Source organism: Enterococcus sp. E4-223 (assembly GCF_035727065.1).
Lineage (GTDB): Bacteria > Bacillota > Bacilli > Lactobacillales > Enterococcaceae > Enterococcus_B > Enterococcus_B faecium.
Window position 1 is genome coordinate 109,892 of the sequence record NZ_JAPMLH010000006.1, and the last position, 24,592, is coordinate 134,483.

Annotated in this window: 17 protein-coding genes and 3 pseudogenes; 16 read left to right on the forward strand and 4 right to left on the reverse strand. The window is 34.9% G+C overall.

Annotated elements, in window-relative coordinates:
* Window positions 1–78 precede the first annotated feature (78 nt).
* Both OS139_RS09570 and OS139_RS09575 read right to left on the reverse strand, forming a co-directional pair.
* Window positions 79–1,221, reverse strand: a complete 1,143-nt coding sequence (locus tag OS139_RS09570; RefSeq protein ID WP_002295169.1) for a tyrosine-type recombinase/integrase — start codon at window positions 1,219–1,221, stop codon at window positions 79–81.
* Between the two features lie 50 nt (window positions 1,222–1,271).
* Complete coding sequence (locus OS139_RS09575) at window positions 1,272–2,069, reverse strand: helix-turn-helix domain-containing protein (protein WP_002331646.1); 798 nt, start codon at window positions 2,067–2,069, stop codon at window positions 1,272–1,274.
* A gap of 196 nt (window positions 2,070–2,265) precedes the next feature.
* Here OS139_RS09575 and OS139_RS09580 point away from each other — a divergent pair, with 196 nt between their 5' ends.
* The 6 genes and pseudogenes from OS139_RS09580 to tnpA all read left to right on the forward strand — a co-directional run bounded on the left by OS139_RS09580 (window position 2,266) and on the right by tnpA (window position 7,290).
* Window positions 2,266–2,568, forward strand: coding sequence for a helix-turn-helix domain-containing protein (locus OS139_RS09580; RefSeq protein ID WP_002313373.1), 303 nt, complete (start codon window positions 2,266–2,268; stop codon window positions 2,566–2,568).
* Window positions 2,569–2,724: 156 nt separating this feature from the next.
* Window positions 2,725–3,522, forward strand: coding sequence for a helix-turn-helix domain-containing protein (locus OS139_RS09585; RefSeq protein ID WP_002331645.1), 798 nt, complete (start codon window positions 2,725–2,727; stop codon window positions 3,520–3,522).
* The gene (locus OS139_RS09590) at window positions 3,519–3,728 is read left to right on the forward strand and encodes a hypothetical protein (RefSeq protein ID WP_002331644.1); all 210 of its coding nucleotides are present in this window, start codon (window positions 3,519–3,521) and stop codon (window positions 3,726–3,728) included. The genes OS139_RS09585 and OS139_RS09590 overlap by 4 nt, the downstream gene beginning before the upstream one ends.
* A pseudogene (locus OS139_RS09595) lies at window positions 3,725–5,065 on the forward strand (pLS20_p028 family conjugation system transmembrane protein); the annotation flags it as partial. The gene OS139_RS09590 and the pseudogene OS139_RS09595, both read left to right, overlap by 4 nt.
* Window positions 5,066–5,085: 20 nt before the next feature.
* Entirely contained in the window at window positions 5,086–6,582 is a 1,497-nt protein-coding gene (gene pglX, locus OS139_RS09600; protein WP_149031635.1) for a BREX-1 system adenine-specific DNA-methyltransferase PglX, read from the forward strand.
* Between the two features lie 231 nt (window positions 6,583–6,813).
* Window positions 6,814–7,290 (forward strand): IS200/IS605 family transposase, encoded by a 477-nt coding sequence (gene tnpA / locus OS139_RS09605; protein ID WP_002327395.1) that lies wholly within the window; start codon window positions 6,814–6,816, stop codon window positions 7,288–7,290.
* Window positions 7,291–7,433: 143 nt separating this feature from the next.
* Here tnpA and OS139_RS13690 read toward each other — a convergent pair.
* A pseudogene (locus OS139_RS13690) lies at window positions 7,434–7,598 on the reverse strand (IS5/IS1182 family transposase); the annotation flags it as partial.
* Between the two features lie 157 nt (window positions 7,599–7,755).
* Here OS139_RS13690 and pglZ point away from each other — a divergent pair.
* Both pglZ and brxL read left to right on the forward strand, forming a co-directional pair.
* Window positions 7,756–10,278: a BREX-1 system phosphatase PglZ type A gene (gene pglZ / locus OS139_RS09610; RefSeq protein ID WP_325066898.1), complete on the forward strand. Its 2,523-nt coding sequence runs from the start codon at window positions 7,756–7,758 to the stop codon at window positions 10,276–10,278.
* 243 nt (window positions 10,279–10,521) lie between these two features.
* Window positions 10,522–12,555 carry a protease Lon-related BREX system protein BrxL gene (gene brxL, locus OS139_RS09615; RefSeq protein WP_002327393.1) on the forward strand — a complete coding sequence of 678 codons (2,034 nt, stop codon included), beginning with the start codon at window positions 10,522–10,524 and terminating at the stop codon, window positions 12,553–12,555.
* A gap of 391 nt (window positions 12,556–12,946) precedes the next feature.
* Here the strand turns inward: brxL and OS139_RS09620 are convergent.
* Window positions 12,947–13,612: pseudogene (locus tag OS139_RS09620) on the reverse strand (helix-turn-helix domain-containing protein).
* Between the two features lie 125 nt (window positions 13,613–13,737).
* Here OS139_RS09620 and OS139_RS09625 point away from each other — a divergent pair.
* The 8 genes from OS139_RS09625 (at window position 13,738) to OS139_RS09660 (ending at window position 24,532) form a co-directional block, all read left to right on the forward strand.
* Window positions 13,738–15,774 carry a DUF1430 domain-containing protein gene (locus OS139_RS09625; RefSeq protein WP_002331639.1) on the forward strand — a complete coding sequence of 679 codons (2,037 nt, stop codon included), beginning with the start codon at window positions 13,738–13,740 and terminating at the stop codon, window positions 15,772–15,774.
* Between the two features lie 3 nt (window positions 15,775–15,777).
* Entirely contained in the window at window positions 15,778–16,416 is a 639-nt protein-coding gene (locus OS139_RS09630) for an ABC transporter ATP-binding protein (RefSeq protein ID WP_002291166.1), read from the forward strand.
* A gap of 376 nt (window positions 16,417–16,792) precedes the next feature.
* The gene (locus tag OS139_RS09635) at window positions 16,793–17,704 is read left to right on the forward strand and encodes a peptidylprolyl isomerase (RefSeq protein ID WP_325066886.1); all 912 of its coding nucleotides are present in this window, start codon (window positions 16,793–16,795) and stop codon (window positions 17,702–17,704) included.
* Window positions 17,705–17,920: 216 nt separating this feature from the next.
* Window positions 17,921–18,358: a hypothetical protein gene (locus OS139_RS09640; RefSeq protein WP_002331638.1), complete on the forward strand. Its 438-nt coding sequence runs from the start codon at window positions 17,921–17,923 to the stop codon at window positions 18,356–18,358.
* A 94-nt stretch (window positions 18,359–18,452) separates the two neighbouring features.
* On the forward strand, window positions 18,453–19,337 hold the full coding sequence (locus OS139_RS09645; protein ID WP_002291161.1) for a diacylglycerol/lipid kinase family protein: 885 nt from the start codon (window positions 18,453–18,455) through the stop codon (window positions 19,335–19,337).
* A gap of 221 nt (window positions 19,338–19,558) precedes the next feature.
* Window positions 19,559–22,729, forward strand: coding sequence for an Ig-like domain-containing protein (locus OS139_RS09650; protein ID WP_325066887.1), 3,171 nt, complete (start codon window positions 19,559–19,561; stop codon window positions 22,727–22,729).
* A gap of 19 nt (window positions 22,730–22,748) precedes the next feature.
* Window positions 22,749–23,777 carry a DUF916 and DUF3324 domain-containing protein gene (locus tag OS139_RS09655; protein ID WP_002306053.1) on the forward strand — a complete coding sequence of 343 codons (1,029 nt, stop codon included), beginning with the start codon at window positions 22,749–22,751 and terminating at the stop codon, window positions 23,775–23,777.
* Window positions 23,774–24,532 (forward strand): WxL domain-containing protein, encoded by a 759-nt coding sequence (locus OS139_RS09660; protein ID WP_325066888.1) that lies wholly within the window; start codon window positions 23,774–23,776, stop codon window positions 24,530–24,532. Before OS139_RS09655 ends, OS139_RS09660 begins: the two co-directional genes overlap by 4 nt.
* Window positions 24,533–24,592 lie beyond the last annotated feature (60 nt).

Genomic DNA, 24,592 nt, shown 5'->3' on the forward strand with positions numbered 1-24,592 from the left:
AACGTTGATATTAAAGCGTTTCGAGCATTTTTTTATTTGCATTTTAATAGTTGGCTACGTTTTTGGCTACGTTTGGAATTATTCGCCCATAAATTTTGCAAATCGGTCACCTGTTTTCTTAATAGATTGTGGTGTGACATGAGCATAGATATTCATGGTAGTTTTAATATCTTTGTGACCTAATCGTTCTTGTACTTCTTTTATCGACGCACCACTTTCAAACAATAAGCTACAGTGGGTATGCCTAAATCCATGTGGAGTAATTTGAGGCTCCATCGGTGTCTTTTTGTAAATCCAGTCTAACCAATCGTTTACTACTTGGGGGTAGTACAGCTTGTTTGTGTTTGTAGTGAAAAGAAACTGCTTTGGTGAATTCGTGTTATAGCCATATAAGATCATTATTTTCATTTGTTCTTGTTGCCAAATACGCAGTTGTTTAAGTGTAAAATCATCAAGCTGAATCGTTCTTGATGAATTTTTAGTTTTAGGTACTTGTAGAACTACTTGATTAAACTCGTCTTGAGCGATAGTTTTACCAATTGTTATTGTTTTATTGAAATAGTCTATATCTTCCCATTGAAGCGCCAATGCCTCGCTTTTACGCATTCCTGTATAAGCTAATAAACGGAAAAAAGTGTACAGTTTAACTGAATTATTTTCTTTAGTATTCTTTAAAAATAGTTGTAATTGATCTTTCGTATAAAACTTCAAGGGTTGTTCTTCTTCAATTTTTCTTGGAAGCAATGTTTTAGACATAGGATTATCTTTACAGACTTCCATTGCTACTCCAAATTTAAATATTTGAGCAGTTGTTTTTCTCAAGAAACCATATTGTTTTAATGTTTTGTGCCATTCATTAACCTGTTTTTGACAATAACTAACACTTATTTTATCCAATCGTAATTCCCCAAAAGCAGGTAATATATGGTTCTTGCAAAAACGTTGAGCAACGGCAACGGAAGATGGTTTTACTCTCGTTCTGTAGTTATCAATCCATAATTCATATAACTCTTGAAAAGTTGTAACATTGATTTTAAACTCTTGTTTTTCTTTAAAGTCTACAAGTAGTCTATTAAGTGCTATTTGTGCCTCAGCTTTTGATTTGAATCTTCTACGCTTTGTACGTATATCTTTTCCAGTCTTGGGATCTTTTCCTAAATAAGTTTCAAATCCCCAATATTTTTCGCCATTTTGTAATTTATAACTAAAAAATGTGGCCATTTGATTCTCTCTTTACTTCATGATTGCAGGTAGAGAAGTTATTTGAAGAATCAATTGCTTTTAAATTTATCGTGATTATTAGTTAGAAATTTTGCGACTATACTATTTTTCTCATATGGGAAATTGTATTTTTTGCTAAGATCAGAAATAAATTTTTCTGTTTCAAATTGGTTTTTAGTAATTTTATAAAAGAAATCCTCGACAGATGAATACTGTGAAATATCTTGATAGGCTAAGTCCATTTCGTTTAATAGCTGTTTTGAAGAATCAATCAGTATTTCTTTTTCACCGTATTTGAAATCCCCATTTCTTATCTTATCTTGAAGTTTACTGTTGGCTCTTTTGAAAAATAGCTCTTTAGAGATAGAGTGTTTTTGACTAGCATACTCTTCGATAAGAGGATTGATATCATTAGCAAGTATCTCATTTAGATAAATTTCAAAATCTTTTGAGTAATATTTTGAAAATATATTTTTTATTATAGGATTCAATAACTCATAGTCTTTATCTAGCGAAAACGTATCACTATATCTTTCTTGAATATCATTAAAGACTTTGTGAGGTATCTCTGGGAAGTCCTTAATATATAGCTCATACCCTGAATCTATAAGGTATGAAGCTATGTATTCTTCCAAAGTTCCCCATTTAATCCAGTCTGCACTAGTGTTTCCAATATTTGCAATTGTTAAAAGCCTATTTTTATTGGGTAAAGACACACCTCTAAGCCAATTATTAACGGAACTTATTGGTGTGTCTCCAATTAAATCACCGAATCGTTCTAATGTCAGACCTTTGGATTCGATAATTTTTCTAATACGTTCACTAGTTAACGATAGATTAGGTTTCATAACTAAGCCTCCTTTTTCTGATTTATTGTAACATATATTGCTATCATTTACTAAAATTTATTAAAAATGTTGACAATGGAATTTCTATAAGATATTATAAAATAGTAATTTTTAGTAATTATTTTTTTGTTGCTCATTACTAAAAATTACTATTTAGGTAGAGAAGTTATAGAACAATCAAAAAGGAGAGGTTTTTGTGGAAGCAATAAAATTAATGATCTCAGAAGAGCAGGAGGAAATGTTTCTGAAGCAGTTTTATCAAATTGCTACAAAAGCTATTGAAAAGGCTCAAGAAAATGCTGGTATGACAAGGGAATATCTCAATCAAAAAGAAATGGCAGAATACTTAAATGTGAGCGAAAACTTTTTAAAAAATGCTGTAAGAAATGAGGGATTACCTGTGGTTGAATTGGGGGCAAGAAAATTTTATTCGAAAAAGGCAGTTAATGAGTTTATGTTTGCTCGAATGAAGAGAGGTGAAAGTTTTGAGAGAAGATGAAATAACAAATTTAGTATTGAAAAGAATTGAAAAATATATAAAAAAGAGTGCTCCCGATAGTTTGCAGACGAAGGGGAACACTCGATAATGAATAAAGTTCTAAGAAAACTTTATTTGACTACATTTTAACATACTTTAAAGATAGGGAGAAAGTATATGAGTGATGAACAAAAGATTCAAAGAAATTACTATGCTATCATCCCCGCTAATGTTAGATATGACCGAGACTTAATTACAAGTTCAAAGCTTTTGTATGGTGAAATCACTGCTTTATGCAATGAAAAAGGATTTTGCTGGGCGAAAACACAGTATTTTCAAGATTTATACGGCGTTAGTAGGGTATCTATTCAAAAATGGCTTAAATCTTTAGAAGCAAATGGCTACATTTCGAGAGAAGTTATATATAAAGAAAATTCGAAGGAGGTAGATAAAAGAGTTATAAGAATTGTTAACACCCCTGACAAAGAAAAGTTAGCTACCCCGCTAACAAAAGTTAACACCCCTAGCAAAGAAAAGTTAACAGAGGATAATACATCTAATAATACAATTAATGAAGAAGAGGATATTAATATAAAAGAAATTTACACTAAGGTTAGTGTTCTTTATGAAGAAAATAATGACGATGGTCGAAAATTATTACAAGTGTATCACTATTTGAAAAACGCTAATGTATATATAGATGATATCAGAAAAATCATTGAATTTTTATATGAAAATACTCAGTATCTTAACGCTCAATGCATTATAACACAACATAAAGCATGTGTTTTTCAAGCGAAAACAGACGAAGGACTATTCGATTACGCAAAATTTTTTCTAAATGGACTTCAAATTAGATATAAAAATCAGCTTTTAGAAAATATAGAGACTACAGATCAATTCAATAAAGCATTCGGAATTAAAGAGTTACCTAAAATCCCTATGCATAATTGGTTAGAAGGAGAAAAAACATGATTAAAAATCGTCTAATAGATCAGATTTGGTGTCTTGATCAAAACACTGATACTCTCGAACTAATCGAGAGTATCTGCTTCAACACAGTAGTTCTCGATTTAAGAGCTGAAAATGACAATTGTGTAACTCATGTCATAATTAATCAAAAAATAGCTCAGCAGCTCTCTGAGAGTCTTAGAAAATGGGCTGAAGGGGAAAAACTATGAAAGCAATTAAAGAAAAAATCGTTAGTAGAAAAATAAACTGGTTAGCACACAGTGTACTTGTTTTAATGATTAGCGTTGTTTTTACAAGTAATATTGTTGAAGCTAGCATTTTCAATTGGTTTGATGACACAAAAAGTCAAACAGAGTTTTTGAATAATTCTCTTTATAGACCTTACCTGAAAAAACACAATGGAGATTTCCTTAGTCAGTTTGGGTTTTGGCTTGGATGGGCTGTGGTAAAAGGTATGTTTACTGTGACTGATTCGATTCAAAATATGATTCCAGATGTGCTAGATTTGTTCAATTTTATTGAAAGTACAGGGCTAAATAACGTTTATCAATCAGTCATGAATACAATTGTCGTTGGATTAATGATCCTTTCATTGATGTTTGTTGGCTACAAGATGATTACTGGAAAAGGAACAATAGATTTAAAATCTGTTGCAATGAATATAGTGATGTCTGTAGCATTAATTCTTTTAATGCCAACGATGATTTCTAGCGGTATTCAATTTTCCAAAATATTTTACAATGATGCTACTACGATTACAAATTCAGATGACGGAGTCGCTTGGTCATTGATAAAACAAGGAGTAACAGATTTGGCATATATTAATAAAACAGATCAGTACTCAAGCATTGATAAAACGGAGGATCGGAATAAGTTAACACGAAAAAATTTTCAACAGACGGATCTCACACAAGTGTTGACGAATAAAGTGATTGATAAATTGGAAAAAGAAAATCCAGCTGCGGATAATCTTCGCTATGAATTAGTTGAAAATTCTAATAATGAATTTGTTGCCACAAAGTTTTCTGATAACTTTTTATCAACATTTTCTGATAGCTTGAAATCAGGCTATTATCGCTATCAAGCAAATCTTTGGGGAATTTCGATTGGGTTGACAGCGTTGGCAATCGCATACGTGTTTAGCGCGTTTGTCATTATTACAGCAATACTAGAACTTGCATTTAAACGTGTGTTAGGTGTTCTTGTTTTTGCAACAGATATTGAGACAGGACAGCGTTCAAAAGTTGTTCTATCAGATATTCTACAATGTTACTTAACTGTTGGATTTCAAGGATTTGGACTATCCATGTTTGCTATGTTTATCAATTTTCTGAACTCAGGACAAGGTATCTCAACAAATATTTTTATAAAAACAATTGCTTATATCTGTGCCGTGTTCGTTCTAATAAAGGGTAGTGGAACAGTCATGCGTTACTTTGGCGTGGATATTGGTTTAAAAGAAGGCTATGGCCAGCTTGCTTCAGCATTTGGCATGGGCGCTATGCTGTTTAGAAAAGGATCAAATGGATTTAATCGAGCGAATGGTGGGAAGTTGAGTTTGACAAAATAAAATTCAATGCAAAATCTTTAAAATGCTTTGTCAACTCTGGTAAGAAATGGGCACCTTATAATAAAGGTGGATCTTACAGAAAATGGTATGGAAATTATGATTATATTGTTAATTGGGAGAATAATGGAGCTGAAATAAAAAATTTTATTGATGATAAGGGGAAAGTAAGGTCGCGTCCACAGAATATTAAGCATTATTTTTTTGAAGCTTTAACATGGTCTGAAATTACTAGTAGTAGGTTTTCTTTGAGGTATAGGGAATATGGAAGTATTCATGGAAATAAAGGAATGTCAGCATTTAGTACTAATCATTTATCTATGATGAATATTTTAGCAGTGGTGAACAGTAAAGTTGGAGATTATATCTTAAATATTTTAAATCCAACAATTTCACTGGGGGTTGGAGATTTTAAAAGATTTCCAATTAAAGTAATAAATTCAATTGATATAGATAAAATATCAGAGAACTTAGTAGACATATATAAAAAAGATTGGGATTCTTATGAACTATCATGGAATTTTAATAGACATCCATTATTAAAAAATATTTTTAAAGATAATATTTTACGACAAAGTATCAAGGATTTAGAACAGGATTGCGTTAAAAATATAGAAGTAGCGATAGAAAACGAAGAATATTTGAACGTCTGGGTTATAAATGAGTATGGACTGAATAGTGAGTTATCATATTCAGTTAACTCTTCAGATGTTGGATTAAGAAAAGGAACCACCAAAAGCGAAATAAAATCTTTTATTTCGTACAGTATGGGTGTTATATTTGGTCGCTACTCCATAGACGAAGATGGTCTCATCTACGCCGGTGGAGAATGGGATCCTTCTCGCTATCAAAAATTTAAACCTGATGCTGATAATGTTTTACTCATCACCGATGATGAGTATTTCAAAGATAGCCAAATTGACATTGTCAATCGTTTCATTGATTTCGTTGAGATTACTTTTGGTAAAGAAACTCTTGAAGAAAATCTCCAGTTTATCGCTGACACTTTAGGTGGCAAAGGGACAAGTCGAGAAATTATTCGTCGTTACTTTGTAAAAGATTTTTACAAAGACCATTTAAAAACATACTCCAATCGACCAATTTATTGGCAATTGGACTCAGGAAAACAAAATGGCTTTAAAGCGTTAATGTACTTGCATCGCTATACACCAGATCAATTAGGAAAAGTACGTACTGAATACCTACATGAATTACAAAAAGCGTATGACAATCGAATCGAATTGCGTCAGCAGCAAATTTCAACAAGTGATAACCCAAAAGAAAGAAATGCAATGACAAAAGAAATTGCAAAGATTCAGAAGCAATTAAAAGAAGTTCGTGAGTATGACGAGAAGTTGGGTCACTTAGCATTAAAACGAATTGAATTAGACTTAGATGATGGTGTGATTGTCAACTATGATAAGTTGCAGCGTGATCCTAAAACCGGCGAGAAATTCCAAATTTTGGCAAAAGGGGTCAAAGAACCAAAAAAATAGTTATCTAAGAAAGTTGTTTGGTTCTTTGTCAAATCGGACTGATAAGGTCATCTATGAACATCAAAGTTAGTAAAAGTTACTAGCTTTGATGTTTTTGTGTGTTTTGAAAACCACCTGCTATGCAGGTGGTTCCGGAAAGCTTCCAGCGAGGTATAAAAAAAGCCTCCTAAACTGATAAGATGAAGTAGGTTTCCCGACCACCACATCAAAAAGTTTAGGAGGTACCTTTTTATGAAAAAGGCTACAGAAAGTTTATCACACACAGTTTGGAAATGTAAGTATCATATAGTGTTCGCTCCGAAATATCGCCGCCAAATCATTTATGGCAAATACAAAGCAAGTATTGGAGAGATTATACGTGAATTATGCGAAAGAAAGGGCGTTGAGATTTTAGAAGCAAATGCTTGTCCAGATCATATACACATGTTAGTCAGTATCCCACCAAAAATAAGTGTCTCTCAATTTTTAGGTTACCTAAAAGGAAAAAGTAGTCTAATGATTTTTGATAGACATGCAGAACTCAAATATCGTTATGGAAATAGAAAGTTTTGGTGTAGAGGATATTATGTGGACACAGTAGGACGAAACAAGGAAAAAATTGCAGAATATATTCGTAATCAATTAAGAGAAGACCACGTAGCGGATCAGCTTACATTGTTTGAAGAAGTTGATCCGTTTACTGGAGAAAAAAATCGTAAGAAACACTAAGGGCTTCTTTGAGAAGCAGCGAGTAAATGTGGTGCAAGAGGGAACCGGTTCGGTAAGCCTTTCAGGCTTAGGCCGGTAAAAAAGGCTTTCAGCCGCAGAACAAACCACCCGTTCACACGGGTGGTTCAGATTGTAGACAAACCTTATGTAAAAATGAGGTTTGTCTTTTTTATATGTATGATTTCAAGAATAAAAGAGAAATAGCTCTGTTTTTCTTTAGAAAAACACTCCTTTCTTGCTCTAATTTTTTTGATTTTTACTAGTTTTTTCATATTTAGGCAGGCAAAAGTAAGCCCAATTTTCGGCTCTATAATTTCTAGGACTGATAGAATTTTCTGTCGGTCCTAGAAATTATAGAGCCAGTTGTTTTCTAACAACTTTCTTTTTTATTCTTAAATTGCGTGCGAAATTATCCAAATTATGTCAATATAAGGGGTATAGAAAGAGAACGATTAGGTGAGATTGATGACAGATATAAATACGCAACAAATTGAAGAAAAATTAAATCAACGTTTTCCTAATTATGGACGTAGGAAAATCATTTTTTGGTTTGATTCAAATCAGGATTTTCTTGAAGAAATTGACTCATTGGTCATTCAAAATGCAAAAATCTATCGATTAGAAAAGGACGCACAATTTAAAACCAAGCGTTTATTAGAATATGAAGATCCCGAAACTAACTATTTAATCTATGCGCCATTTCCTCGTTGGGATGATAAAGATGAAGATAATCATTTGTTGAGTGTATTGAACTATTCAGAGGAATTTAGTGCAGACCGCTTAGCGATTATCATGAATGAATTGGCTATTCCACTTAGATTTCATCAGACAGTTAAACAGTATCGTAATTTCTTTAATGCAAAGGATCGCATGAGAAGTTTTGGTGAATTTAGTACGCATATGACAATTAATAAATCGGAAACGATTGAATTAATGATAATGGCTGTTTTGTTGAAATCGAAAAGTATTCGATTAAATGACTTACTGCGTGTAGTTCTAAAAAGCTTTACAGAAAGTAGGGAGAATCCTTTAAAGGAACTTGATAAGTATCAGTTAACAGCTAAATTTTGGGAATTTATTCAAATAAAATTTGGCTTTACGGATAGCCAGCCTACATTGGAAAAGTTGACGATGTGTCTTTATTTGAACTATTTTTATTATCAAATTGATCAAGAGATGCCGAAGAAGTTCAAAGGATTTGAAATACTCCATTTGAAAGCAAACATTATTACTTTCATGGATCAGTTTATGAATGATACACGTTACGTGGAAAGCTTTGAACAGCTATCTAAAAAAGTATATCAGACTATTGATGGTGATGGATTATTAGACAGTATAGAAATTGATGATCTAATTGAAGCAGACGTATTTTCTGAGATTCATGCAAAAATATTAATGTTTTATGCAGAACGATTAAAGGCTTCTGACACTACAACGAAAATTGCAGGACAAACAATTTTTGATAGTTTAAAGCAGCGTGAAAAAATGCATTTCGCATCGGATTATATTTACGAGTATCAATTATTGAAACATGCTTATTATCTTGTGGATAAAAACAGATTATGCTTGCTGATGAACATGGATAATTTGCTAACTCAATATGAGAAGGAAATGTATTGGATTGATACGCATTATCGGAAATTTATTTGGAATAGTGATCATATAGAAGAAAAGCAAAAATATGACCAATTGTATCGATTAGTTGAAGCAAATTATTCGAAGTTTCTTGATCAATCAGGACAAATTTGGAATCAAACTTTTGAATTTAAGAATCGTCCATCCATTCGGAAATTTTATAATCAAGCCGTAATGAAACGCTCTGTTAAAACTGTAGTTATTATTTCAGATGCTTTTCGATATGAGTTAGGGATGAATTTAGAACGTAAGTTAGTTAGAGAAAAGAAGTATTCAACAAATATGGCTAGCTTTCTTTCTGTATTACCTTCAGTTACTGAATTCGGTAAAGCCGCCTTATTACCAAACAATCAACTAACTTACAATGAAGGAACAGAAGTACTGGTTGATGGGAAAAAAACGAATGGTTTATCCAATCGAAATGCGATTCTCCAGCAACGAGATGCAAATGCTGTAGCTTTAAATTATGATGATGTGGTTAAGATGAATAAGGCTGAGATACGAGAAGTATTTAATGGCAAATCAGTCATTTATATTTATCACGATCAAGTGGATAGAACAGGTGATCACTCGAATGAAAATCGAGTTTTTGATGCCTGTGATTTAGCGATAAGCGAAATTTCCCGACTTATTAATCGCTTGCATAATGATGGAAGTATCTATCGTTTTATAGTTACGGCTGATCATGGATTTATTTATAAAAGAAGCCACGTTGAAGAAGTAGATAAGATTGAAAATCCATCTAGAAATGAAAAAGATCGTGTAGAACGTCGTTTTATTCTTAGTGAAGAAGAATACGAAATAATTGGTACGAAAAATTACTCTTTGGGAGATTCTTTAGGAAATGATGACACTAGAAACATTTGTGTCCCGGTTACTTCAAGTATTTTTAAGAAAGCTGGCGGGGGACAAAACTACGTTCATGGAGGGTCATCTATTCAAGAAATGCTAGTCCCTGTTCTAGAAATTACGGTAGCCAAAGGTAGCAATGCAAAGGAACCAGTAGCAATTGAATTAATGACTAGCAACCGCAGAATTACAGGATTATCAACCACGTTAGAATTCTATCAAAAAAATGCAATTAGTGATGTTTATGACCCAGTATCTTTCTGGCTTTATTTTGAAGATGAACATGGTGAACGTATCTCAAATGAAGAAATCTATGTTGCGGATTCAAAAGCAGAAGATGCGAATCAGCGGTTTACTAAATTTGTTTTTGAATTTGTAAATCGTCGATATACAGTTGAAGATACTTATTATTTAGTGATAAAAAATCAAAAAAATGATTTGACCGAGCGAATAAAATTCATTATAGATAATCCTTTTGCAGAATCATTTGATTTTGATATATAAAAACGAGGGAGCTGTGACAAAAGTCTTGTCGCAGCTCCTTTTTCCGAATAAACGGTGTTCCAGAAGTAGCTTCTTCGGAAATTTCACAAAAATTTGAGAAGCAATTTTCGTAAATTCTTTCTTATTTCTTGAAGCTGCCCACTTCTTTCACAACCTCTTTTTATTTTGTATTATCAAGCCTACTGGTTAAATATGATATACTTTAATTGCTATTATAATGACTGAACACATGGAGGAATTCTAGTGGAACAACAGGAAATTTTAAAGTTATCTGAATTCTTTCCCGGAAAGATTGTCAGAAAAGATTTAACAAAGAAAATTAAAGAAGGTGCGAATGTACCTGTTTATGTATTGGAATATTTACTTGGTATGTATGCTTCGTCATTGGATGAAACATTGGTTGAAAAAGGTGTAGAAAATGTTAAAAATATACTTGCTCGAAACTATGTGCGTCCTGATGAAGCAGAAAAAGTAAAAGCTAAAATTCGTGAATTGGGTGGCTATACAGTTATTGATAAAGTAACTGTACATTTAAATGAAAAGAAAGATTGCTATGAAGCAGAATTCTCTAACCTCGGATTAAAAAATGTTCAAATTAGTGAAGAATATCCGAAAAAATTTGATCGATTATTAGGTGGGGGAATCTGGTGTATTGTTTCGATGGAATATTGGTATGACGAGAATGATCGTTGGAATAGCCCTTTTATTGCAAAAAAGGTTGATCCAATCCAAATGCCTGGTTTAGATATTGAGGCTTACAAGATGGCTCGCAAAGAGTTTACTACAGATGAATGGATTGACTTACTTCTACGGTCCATTGGTATGGAACCTACACAATTTAATAAAAGGGTAAAATGGCTTCATTTAGCAAGACTTATTCCATTAATTGAAAATAATTTTAATCTCTGTGAACTAGGACCACGTGGTACAGGTAAATCGCATGTATATAAAGAAATTTCACCAAACTCAATCCTTGTTTCAGGTGGACAAACAACAGTAGCAAACCTTTTCTATAATATGGCTAGTCGTACAATGGGACTTGTAGGTATGTGGGACTGTGTTGCTTTTGACGAAGTTGCTGGGATTAAATTTAAGGATAATGATGGCGTTCAAATCATGAAAGATTACATGGCTTCAGGATCTTTTGCTAGAGGCAAAGAAGAAAAGAATGCTTCAGCATCAATGGCTTTTGTAGGAAATATTAATCAAAGCGTTGATGTAATATTGAAAACTTCGAATTTATTTGAGCCATTTCCGGAGGTTATGGGGACGGATTCAGCCTTTTTGGATCGGATGCATTGTTATTTACCAGGGTGGGAAATTCCTAAATATCGACCAGACTTTTTTACAAATGACTATGGCTTCATTACAGATTATTTTTCTGAAGTCATGCGTGAGCTTCGAAAAGTTAGTTTTGGGGATAGTTTTGATAAATATTTCAAACTTGGTTCTCAATTAAATCAGCGGGATACTATTGCAGTTCGTCGGATTGTATCTGGGATGATGAAACTGTTGTATCCTGATGGTAGATTTGAAAAAAGTGATGTTGAAGAAATACTAAGATTTGCTCTTGAAATGCGTCGTCGTGTAAAAGAACAATTAAAGAAAATTGGTGGAATGGAATTTTATGATGTCAATTTTTCATACATTGATTTAGAAGAAGAGCGAGAAGAGTATGTTTCTGTTCCTGAACAAGGTGGAGGAACTTTGATTCCAGAAGGGTTAGGAAAGCCAGGGCATTTGTACACGGTATCTTATGGCAAAACTGGGCAATTAGGTACCTATAAATTGGAAACGCAAATGACTTCGGGAAATGGTAAGTTTGAACGTACTGGGATCAATTCAGATGCTGGAGCAAGAGAAGCGATGGATTCGGCATACCGATATTTAAGAGCTAATTATGGAAGTGTTAGTCAGTCTATTAGTTTGACGACAAAAGACTTTGTCGTACATGTCCAAGATATGAATGGCATTGGTATGACAAAAACATTATCGTTACCAACTATAATAGCTTTATGTTCAGTTTCCTTAAACAAACCTGTATTACCAAGTTTAGTTATTTTAGGTGATATTACAATTGGTGGATCTATGATTAAGGTAGATAATTTAGCTAACTGTTTACAAGTAGCAAAAGATGCCGGAGCGAAAAAAGTACTTGTACCTATGATAAGCGCTGCTGATATTGGAACTGTACCCCCAGAATTAATGGGTACCTTTAATTTGATTTTTTATCAAACGCCGGAAGATGCTGTCTTTAAAGCCCTTGGGGTGGAATAGACAACTTTTCCATTTGCTGGTTTGACTACGTACCAATCTATATTACTTACTAGATTAGTCGTTAATCTATTCGGATCGAATGGGCAAAATATTTTTGTGTATGTTCGTCCTTGATTATGATTCCAAAAAGAATCATTGGGGGCTGTGGCGTAAATATTATACTATAAGCCAGAAATACCTATATTTAGTTATTTCTGGATTTTTTGATAGAAAAATAACAGAAGAATAATACAAATAGCCTAATACTAGAATAGTTAGTCATTTTTTTTACCTATCATTCTGAACTTTTTTATTTAGGAACTTTCATCTCAAAGCTTTTTCAATTAATTTGTACCCTTGTTTTTTTTGATAAGATCATGTGCATTGTTCTATCTCTACGTTCATCTCCTACTTAATGCCTATCTGGCTCCTGAGGGGTTCTTTTTAAGGCGTCGTCATAGTCTTGGCTGAGGATTTCTTGGTAATCTGAGGGAATGGCTTCCCAAGAGAGCAGGCGAACGTTCATGACGTGTTTTCCTTTGTGTTTGATTACAGCATGATTCTTACCTTTTTCTACCTCTCCAGCGTGAAAAGAGAGCCATGTACCATGACCAAAGATATCATTACATACCTAATGTTCGATGGAATTGTCCACGTATCCTACAGGGAGTGTGGTATAGCCGATTTGTGGTTTCAAAAAAGGATTGAATCGATCAATCGTTTCATTTTTGTATTGATAATTGATAAGAAAAAGATAGACCAAACAAAAGACGAGCAGAAAGAAAGATAGTGTCTTTTTGAGTGAGAAGGGTTGTTTTGATGAATAAGATTTCTTGATAACAAGAGGTTCGTCTGGCAATGTTGGTTCTATTGATTCGGTAGCTGATTCAATAGAAGGAAAATCAATCGGCAGACCTAAAGTCTGATGTAAAAGTGACAGCATTTCAAGGTCTGGCATTGTACGAGAATTTTCCCAACTAGAAATCGTTTTATCGGAAACACCAATTTTTTCGCCTAATTCTTTTTGCGTAAGCTTACAATTTCTGCGGTAAGTTCGTATTTTTTCTCCGATGTTCATCTTCTTCTCCTTTCGATTCTACAGTATATAGATTTATTCTACATGACCTATACACTTGATAGATACGTTTTTTTGATGAAAAACGGTATGATTTTATCAAAGAATCATTTAAGTAAGGGAGAGTGGTGATAATCAAAAAAAAGTTCACAGTTTTACTCACAATCATAGTGACCGGTATCATGAGTGGTTTTGCCTTGGTTAGTATAAATAAACAGGTACTCTATCGGACAAATGAATTTTTCCATCAAACAGATACTTATACTCCGATTCGATTGCCACAACATTTTATTGGGCAAGAAGAATATGAGCAGCTAATCATGGTATTTGAAAATGTCTCATCAGAAACTGAGCTTTCTTATATGAAAAAAACAGTAAATGAATCCAATGAAGTAGATACATCTTGGAACTTCAAGATACAGCCAAAGCTTGAAATGACATTGTATTATCAAGGGGATGTCAAATCTTCTCACGAGAAGGTACCCTATTCTAATACCTCCTTTCGCGTAACGTCCATTGAAGAATCGATCAAAATAAAAGATTTTGAAGGTGAATTTTTCTTGATGACGAGAGAAAAAGAAGCCTATGAACGGTTCATTTCACTATTTGTGGAACGATTCAATCAAGCATTTCACACTGATTATGCCACTAATATTTTTGAAGACTTTGAAAATAGCTATTCGTATTCGGTTATTTCAAGTACAGACTTATATAATTATCGAGTGTATTTAACTATTGGATTGATTCTTTTATTCCTTTTGTTATCATCCTTTTTCTTATTGATGAATAAAGAAATCAGTTTATTGTTGAATAATGGCTTTTCATTACATCAAGTATTGTGGTGTTTATTGGGGAAAAAGAAAATCATTATTACATTCATAATTGCAGGAATCATTGGTGGTTTTATTTTTATGTATTATAAGGAGCAATTTCTTTATTTGTTCCAGATGTACGTTTTCTTGTTCAGCGGAATATATGGTATCTCTTTGATTTCTCTTTTATTAGTTGAAAAAATCGCTTCGTTAAGAGAAGCGTTCAACTATATCCAATACATTCTTTTTACATTTGGATTGTTGTTTTCTCTTCTTTTGACCGTTGCCAATGTCGAATTAGCAACTATCGTTTTTTCTTCTTCACAGTTAGCTGTTTCCCATGAACCACCAAAAGAAATCGCTGGTGAGGACTATCATGTATTTTATCCAGTAACCATCGGGAAAAACCACGTGGATTTTATTTATTCCAATCGTTTTGCATCAGTAGCAGATCAGGAATTATATGAAACTTTGAATAAAAACGGAAGTATATTAGTCAATGTATCAGATTACTTGAATGAAGAAAATGAACAGTTTGGCAGAGGGATAAAAATAAATCTGAATTATCTTAAGAAATTTCCTTTGATTGATGTCTCTGGAAGGTTGATCCAAATAACCGAAGAAGAAACGCACCCTGTTATATTGATCCCTGAACGATATAGACATACAGATTTAAAAAATGACCTGGCGCAAATAACAGAATATTATCAAGAAATCAGTGAAAAAGAACCGGAATTTCTATTTATAAAAAACAATCAGCCCATTTATACATTTATTCCTTCTATCCCCTGGATCGAACATTATCCGGTTGTTGAAATACTGACATTGAAAAACAGTACGTATTGGGAAAGAAATATTCTCAGCGGAGAAATCTATCCACCGTTAAAGATCAAGATAGGCTCTTTGTCGAAAGAAAGGTTATTTGAGCTGATTGAAGAAAGTCAGTTACGTGATAACTTGCAGTTATCATTTCCGTATACTCAGACTGAAGAGATAGCTGTCAAAGTGTTAAGCAGATCATTTCATTACTTGATACAGATATTTTTACTCACTTTCTTTTCTTTCTTCTTGTTGAGCTATGTCATGTTATGCATATATTTTGTCTACAATTGTCGGAAAATCGCTATCTTTCGTTCAAGTGGTTATTCGCTCTTTGAAACGTATAAAGATTTCTTCATGATGAACCTCATCAAATGGGGGACGACAAGTGTAATCTTCCTTTTTCTTATAGAAAGAGAGCCTAAATATCTTTTTAATATTTTTTTCTTTAGTTTCATTGATTTTATTCTTTCAGTTGTTTTTATTTTGTCTACAGAAAAGAAAAGTCAGTTATTGCTGATGAATGGAGGTTAACAATTGGAGCCGTTGATAGTGATAAAAGGTGCGAAAAAAATCATTCGAAACAAAACGATTCTTCATTTGGATCGTTTCACTGCGGATGCTGGGGATCTTGTGACTGTTGTTGGAGAAAGTGGAGCAGGTAAAAGTACGTTATTGAATATATTAGGATTGAATGATCAGTTCAGTTCAGGACAATTCTATTTGTTCGATCAAGAGACGAAACAATTAACTGGAAGAGAGAAGCGCTTGATAAAAAGAAATACCATATCTTTTCTTTTTCAAGATTTTGGGTTGATTGAATATGAAACAATCGATTTTAATTTAGATATTGGATTGAAGTTTTCGAATTTAAATGTTTCAGATAAGCGAACAGCAAAGTATGAGGCATTGAAAAAAGTAAATATAAACAAGAAACTAAGTACGCCTATCTACACATTATCTGGTGGTGAGAAGCAAAGAATCGCCTGTGCGAGAGTCTTATTGAAGAATAGCAAAATCATTTTAGCCGATGAACCAACTGGGTCATTGGATAAACGAAATAAGGATAAAGTAGTTGAAATTTTATCGCAACAAGCTTCCCAAGGTACGTTAGTTATCGTGGTCACGCATGATCCATATCTGACCAAAATAGGAAACAAGAAGATCATGCTTTAGAAAACAAATGAAAAATCAAATTTTTTTCAATAAAAACAACAAAAAAATGTCTGGAAAATCGAACATAAAAGTGTCTGATTTGAATATCCCAGCAGCGGAAGAAGAAAAACAAAATCGATAACATTTGTTCTAAGAATTAGTTACGTTAAATACGGAACGCAAGATAGACTTGAAAAACGGTAACAAAAGAAGTAGTATATTAAGGTGTGATGTGCTACTTGACATTTATTCTGCTGAGCGAACTTTCTGGATTGTGTAGCCTTATATCTATTCAGGACGTATCGAGCAGATTAGTAAAGGTGTTCTTGATGATTTTCATCTTGAACACCTTTGTTTTTAGCAATTCGCAAAAAACGAAAAGTAGGAGAATTGATAAATGAAAAAAAGATTTTTAGCACTTGCCATCGTACTAGGCACTGGCTTATTGTCAGGCTGTACGAATGCCGGTGAAAAAACAGCCGTTAGTTATAAAGGCGGTACAATCAGCGAACAAGAAGTAATGGATAGCTTGAAAAAAATGCAAGGAGCAGATTCCGCTGTGCAACAGTTGATCGTTTACCAAATATTTGAAGATAAATATGGAGATGACGTATCAACCAAAGAAATCGATTCCCAATATGATCAAACAAAGAAACAATTGGGTGATTCATTTGATTCACAATTGAAATCTGCAGGTTACACAGAACAAACATTCAAAGACAGTATCAAACAAAGTCTAGCCTTTCAAGAAGGTCTAAAGAAACATATCAAATTGACCGATGAAGATTTAAAAACGGCTTGGGAATCTTTCCATCCAGAAGTGGAAGCTCAAATTATCCAAGTAGCAAGTGAAGATGATGCAAAAGATGTGAAGAAAGCTGCTGATAAGGGAGACGATTTCTCTAAATTAGCCAAAGACAAGTCAACTGATACTACGACAAAAGAAGATGGCGGAAAAGTGAAATTTGATTCCACTACTACAACGGTTCCGGCAGAAGTCAAAGAAGCAGCCTTTAAGTTGAAAGATGGTCAAGTTTCTGATGTGATCACTTCTACCAATGCTTCAACTTATACTACGGAATATTATGTGGTTAAAATGGTGAAAAACCAAAACAAAGGCAACGACATGGATAAATACAAAAAAGAATTGAAAGAAATTGCAACAGACACAAAATTAAGTGACAGTACCTTCCAGAATAAAGTAATTGGCGAAGTATTGAAAGACGCTAATGTAAAAATCAAAGACAAAGACTTTGAAAATGTTTTGAGTACATTCACTTCAGATTCTAGTACAGCAAGTAGTAAATAAGCGGTATAAATAAAAAATATGAACTATTTAAATCAATAAAACTGTTCATCTAAATCTTTTTATTAGAACTAAATCAACAGTAGTTTAATTACTACTTGATTTAGTTCTTTTTATTTTAAAAATTTTTTTTACTTAGAATCCAGCGACCCTAGATATTTTTCTGTATAATCTTAAATAAAGAAAACAATATCAAAAAATGCACGTAGAAGTAGATAAATGGAGTGGTTTTGCAAATTTCTTTTATTTCTAGAAGTTATTCACGTATACGGATTTGTTTTTCTCACAAATAAAAAGGCAGGAAGTACAATGGATCATTTGTATATAAAATATATTCATCAATTTTCCGTTTTGGTGTTAGGCACACTAATTATAGCGGGGATTGTCGCATTTATTATTCAAGGTCATGACATATTAACAGTACATCAAGAGTTTTTCAGTTATGCATTTGGTATTCCTCTGATCGCTATAAGGTCTGATAACAAAAAGTGGAAGAAACGCTATTACATTCTCTTGCTATTTTTGTGTTTTTATCTGCCACCTAAGATTTTTACTTTATTAGGTATACAATGCCTATCATTTTCTTTTATTTCCTATATCATTGTTTTAATTTTCCTCAGTTTCATAGTATGGGTGTTTTATCTTGTCAAAAAATAAATGAATGTTTCATGAACAGTACTTCATCACAGCCTAATTTTTTTCTTTATGCTATCGTTATATTAAAGAAATCAATCAGAAGGGAAAGAAAGTGATGAAAAAAGTTTTATTAGTGGTAAACCCCAGTTCAGGCGGTGAACAAGCAAAGGAATTTGAGCAATTAGCGATAGCAAAATTGGAATCGGTGTTTGATGAAGTGGTCGTCTTGCATACAAAAAAAGCAGGGGATGCAAAAAACTTTACTCGCGAAGCGGCTACGGAAGGGTATCATAGTGTGTTTGTCATGGGCGGAGATGGAACAGTCAACGAAGGAATCAGTGGAATCGCTGAACAAGAACATCGGCCAAATTTCGGATTTTTCCCATTGGGTACGGTGAATGACTTGGCTCGAGCATTAGGGATACCGCTAGAACCTGAGGAAGCGATCAATCATTTTTCGATTGAATCAGTCAAGCCATTGGATATTGGAAAAATAAATGACGACTATTTTATGAATGTCGTCGCAATTGGCTCTATCCCTGAAGCAATCAATGATGTAGATGCGGAGAAGAAGACGAAATTTGGAAAACTAGCTTATTTCATGTCAGGAATCAAACAGTTAGCTTCCACACAATCCTACTCGTTTCACGTAGAAGTTGATGGAAAGAAGGAAGAAATTGAGAGCAGTACCTTGCTGATAGGACTAACTAACTCAGTCGGCGGTTTTGAAACATTACTTCCAAATGCAAAAGTGGATGATGGTAAGCTCCATTTGGTTTATTTAAAAGATTCTTCTTTGATCGATACGCTTAAAACATTGCCAGACCTATTAAAAGGAGTAGATGAATCTACGAAAAATCTAGCCTATCTTACTTGTGAGCAATTAGTTGTGTCATTAGCTGATGAGGAAGAATTGACGACGAATGTTGATGGAGATGAAGGGGATAAATTACCTGTGACAATCAAAGTGTTACCCTCACATTTACAGGTTTATTGTTAAAATGGAGGTTGTGACCGAAGAGTTGTCAGGAGGACATCGGTTGTTCGGAATAAGGGACTGTGACAAGACTTTTGTCACAGCCTTTTTTTGTACAAAAAAGAAATTTTCACCTAACAGAAAAATTTGCCATAAAAATACATATTTTAAATATGAAAGTACAATTACAAATAAATTAAAACGTTAAAATAAAATTGTCAAAACGTCAGAGAGGATGGTGGAGAATGAATCAATATGTAAAAAAGCTGATTGCGTCGATTTTGTTTGTCTTCCCTCTCTTGATGGTGACATCCGTTTTTGCCGATGTAGAGAAAACAAGCGAATCAACGCAATCAGAGAATCAAAGTTTTGACAAGACTACTTTTTCAGAAGAATCAATTACTTCTGAAACTACAGAATCCCAAAGTGAGGCGCCTACTTCTAATACAAGGCAAGAAGAAAATAAGACAAGTGAGACCTCAGAAGTAGCTGAACAAACGTCTGATAGCAGTGAAGAGGTACAGGTTAGAGTTGTTTCAGCGGATGGGTACAGCGAAGCTGCCACAACAGAAGAACTGACGCAGCTTCTCGCAGACGAATCAGTAGCTAAGATTCGTTTAACTCAGCCTTTGACTTTAGACAGGGAATTAGAGATCAAGCGAGATATCGTTATCGATTTTGGCGGACTTGCTCATAATTTCGGCACACATCACATCTATATCAATGAGACACCTCAGTCGATCGAGTTTCAGAATTTTAAAGGAACGGCAGCTCATCCAGGTGGGTTGATACCAAATATCGATGGAAATGCCATTATCATTGCTTATATGTCCGATTTTTGGGGAAACAGATATCATTTTACGGGAGAAATAAAATTTACCGGGAAACTTGACTTATATGATGGTTCTAAATTAGGCCTGATTTACGCCCCTCGGGCAACTGTCACATTAGATGGTGTTTCCGGTGTATTGGATGTCCAACCAGTGAAAGAAGGGATGAATGCCGCTCCGGGTAAAGCTTATTTTTGTAGAAGCTATCAGCTAAATGTAATCAATGGTAGTCAGCTTTATGGACCATATCTAGGAAAATTCTATGGTTTTCTAGATTCAGGTGATGAGACGGGCAGTGGAAAAACAGCACCAGGACTCCATATCTTGAGTGGTTCAAAGGTCTCTCTTGACTATGATCGGGCAGATGGCGTCAGCGATGAAGGAGAGGCTGTCGATACGCTACCCGGGAATGTCACATTTGAAGTCAGTAGCTCAGGAAGTGAATTTTCGGTAAATACAAAGATTAATATTACCAACGACAACAATCGCGGAATTATCCAAATGAGAGGCTCAGGATCAAGAGTCGCTGTGTCGAATGATGGGAAAATCACAATCAATACAGCGACTACTGGCGGATTTCGCCTGCAAGGAGATTCTAGTCAAATCCATGTATCAAGTGGTGGACAAATCTCGGTCAAAATGGCTGGAGATGGCGACCAGCCTGGAAACAATGGGATGCGTTTTGTAGGGAAAGGACTTTCTTTGATCGTAGAAGGAGCCGGATCAGTCATCGATATTGATAAGCAAAGTGGTCGTTCTAGCGCAGTTCGTTTTGAGAACGGTACGCAAAAACTAACAGTAACTAATGGAGGCTCATTGAAGGTAAGAAATGCAGGGGATGGCAAATCTTATGTGAACAGACTCAATCAAGGAAACCAAGCGATCCAATTTTATGACGCTTCTGGTTTTCTAGAAAGTCCAGGGTCAGCTGATTTTACGGTTACTGGAGAAAAATCAAATATCGATATACGCGCAGATTCCGGAGCTACCGTAGATACAACTGGAGATATTGATTTGAACTTTATGGCTGGCGAAAAAACTTATTTAGTCATGGTCGGGAAAACTGGGGAAGATAAGACTGGCATCATCAGTGGGGATGTGTTGAATGTAGACTTAGAATCTCCTACCTATTTCGATTTCCAAAACAAACGGATCGGAAGCGAGACTAATGGCATAGGTGGTTGGGTATTTCAAGGAAATGGCGATTCTTCTTTGAAGATCGCTCATTCAGAAATTGCTTTATGGCGAAAGGCAGGAGCAACGTTCGATAACTTTGAAAAAGATCCGGGTTATTTTTCTGATATGACAGACTTATCGATCAATGGAACCGACTTAGGTAATTTTGTGTCAAGCCCTAGTGCAGGTTTAACAAATGAATTTGCTCAGACAGGTGCCGGAATGAAAAATTATAATCGAATCAGTGCCAATAACCAGCTTCCGATGATTGAATCCTTAAGAGTACCAACGAATGCAGATAAAAAAATCTATGGGCATGTCGTTGTTCCCGAAGGTGTCGAGGCAAAGCCAAGAGATGCTTGGACAGGCGAAGTAGAAGTGACTTTACGTATTACTTATGCAGATACGACGAAATCACCTGTAGAAATTACTGCTCTCACACAAGGACAAACAGATGAAAATGAAGGGGCAGGATATAATCCGTGGGGAGAAGGCGAACAAGGCGGTTTGTTTGAAGTTCAAGTACCCAACGAAGAAAGACTAACAACGGGGGATCAAGTGCAAGTAGTTGCTGCTAAAAAAGTAAGAGGCGGCCAAGAAGTGACAGAACTGGACTCTGCCAAAACGACAGTCGATGTGATTCCTCCTGAACCTGCTAATTTAAGTACCACATTGATCAATGCAGCTTCTCGCACGATCACAGGTACAGGTGAAGCAGGAGCCTTGGTTTCATTGAAAAAAAATCAAGCTGTTTTGTCCGAAACAACTATTGATGATACAGGGAAATTTGTTCTTTCTATCCCAGAAAATCAACTTTTTGCAGGAGATGTATTAGAAATTGTATTAAACGACCAAGCAGGAGAAGCTGCTGCTAAGGGTGTGCAGAACAAGCCAAGTACCAACGATGAAATTGGGAATCACAATCCAAGTGATACGCCAGTTGTTTATCATGATGCCCCGCCTTTTGCACCTGCTACAAAGATCGTAGTAGAAGGTGGTCTCTCATTTCTTGCCCCTTCCAAACTCGATTTTGGTCAGATCAAAGCAACTGGTTTGATACAAGAAGCATTTGGCCAAATGGATGGGCAGGAAAAATTATGGATTTATGATCAGCGAGAAACAAAAAGTCCATGGATCTTAACGATAAAATTATCTCAGCCTTTCACAAACGATGCAGGATTTTCTATGCAGGATGTCCTATATTTCAAGAAAGGCGAGGAGTATCAATTAGTGAATGAAGAAGAACTGGAAATTGTCAGAGGACAAAATTCAACGAATGTGCAAACAGATTATTCAGAATATTTAAATAACGGTCGGGCGTTTAAACTTGTCTTAACCAAAGAAAATCAGATAGCTGGTAATTACTCAGCAGAGATGACATGGACATTAGCAGATGCGCCGGCAGAATAAAGATCAAGGAGGATGATTGATGAATCGAATATGGAATAAAAGTCATCGAAACAACTGCTCTTTACTTCTGATCCTTCTCCTTGGATTCATCCTTTGGCAGACACCTGTCCATGCCTCCGAATTCAATTTTGCGGTAGATTTTGAATTACCGGCTAATCAGATTGATAAGAACAAAACATATATAAATGTAAGGATGGAGCCTGGGAAAACACAGGAAATCCCCTACACGGTCTTTAACCGAACAGATAAATCAGTAACAGTTGAGACATTGATCCACTCCGCTACGACGAATTCAAACGGTGTGATCGAATATGGAGAATCAAAAAGTAAATTTGATGAAACATTAAGTTATGATATGAAAAACTTAGCAAAAACAGTGGGAGAAATAACTGTTCCTCCTCAAAGTGCGGTCACTGAGACACTTTCACTGAAAGCGCCAGAAAAAGAGCTGGCTGGTGTGGTCGCAGGAGGGATCACGTTTCAAGAAAAAAAAGAGAACGTTTCTAACAAAAGTACAGTTGGTGTCGTCAATCAATTTTCTCAAGTGAAAGCAATCTTGATTCGAAATAGCGAAAAAGAGTCTTCCCCAGATTTGAAATTAAAAAAAGCTTATGCGGATCAAAGCGATGGAAGAAATGTGATTAAGGCGAATCTTCAAAATCCAAATGCTTCTTATATGTTCGGCTTGACTACATCGGTTGAAATCTACAAAAAAGAAACAAAAGAGCCTTACCTTTCAATAAAAAAAGAAAAAATAGATGTAGCACCCAATACAAATTTTGATTTACTTGTCCCATTAGAAGGAAAAAAATTAGCTCCGGGACATTATCAAGCGGTTGTGAAGGGTGCTTGGAAAGAAAAACGCTGGAATCTTCATACTGATTTTGAAATAACTGATGATGCAGCGGACCAATTGAATGAAAAGGATATTGATTTAAAAAATCAGCCAGAAACATTTGACTGGCGATGGCTGATACTTGTTGGAGTCATTCTTATTGGCTTATTTGCTGGATTATTTATTTTAAAAGAAAGAAGGAAAAAGAAATGAAAAAAACAATTGCATTAAGTACCGTTCTAGCTGGAAGTCTATTATTATGTACACAAAGTGTTTTTGCTGAGAATAAGAGCTCAGCCACTACAGAAGGAACGATTTCTGTAACAAAACCAGATGCCGCAAATCCTGAAGACGTTGTTCCAGTTCCTCCTGTTGATCCAAATGATCCCGATACGCCGTTTACACCTGACGAACCAAATCAGGGAACATCCGGATTACTGACGATTGACCAAGCTCCAGATCTTGATTTTGGAACAATCAAGTTAGGTACAGCAAAAACAGTATATGCTGCATTACAAAACGGAACGGACAGTACAGGGACAGCAACACAAGTACAGAATTTCGTACAAGTAACGGATAAAAGCGGAAATTATGCCGGTTGGAAACTATCAGTCAAACGAACAGAATTTATTGGTAAAACATCTGATACGAATAAACTAACTGGTTCAAAGGTGAAATTCAAAAACGCCGTGATTCGAAATAGCGCAACTAATAGCAGTGGAACGCCATCTACTATTTCTGGTACTGGCGCTGAAGGAATTGAGATCCCAGCAGATCAGGCAGTAGATCTAGTAACTGCAGGAGCAAATGAAGGGATTGGCACATGGATTTATTCATTAGGAGAGAATGTGGAACAAGGGAGACAATCAGTGGAATTATTTGTTCCTGTATCCAATTATGCCGTAGACAACTACGTTTCAACATTCACATGGTCGTTAACAGATGCTCCTACAGAAGGGAAAGCGTAAAATCAAATCAATGACTTCAGGGAGTGGAGCCGATTCAAGGCCTACTCCCTGAAATCTGCT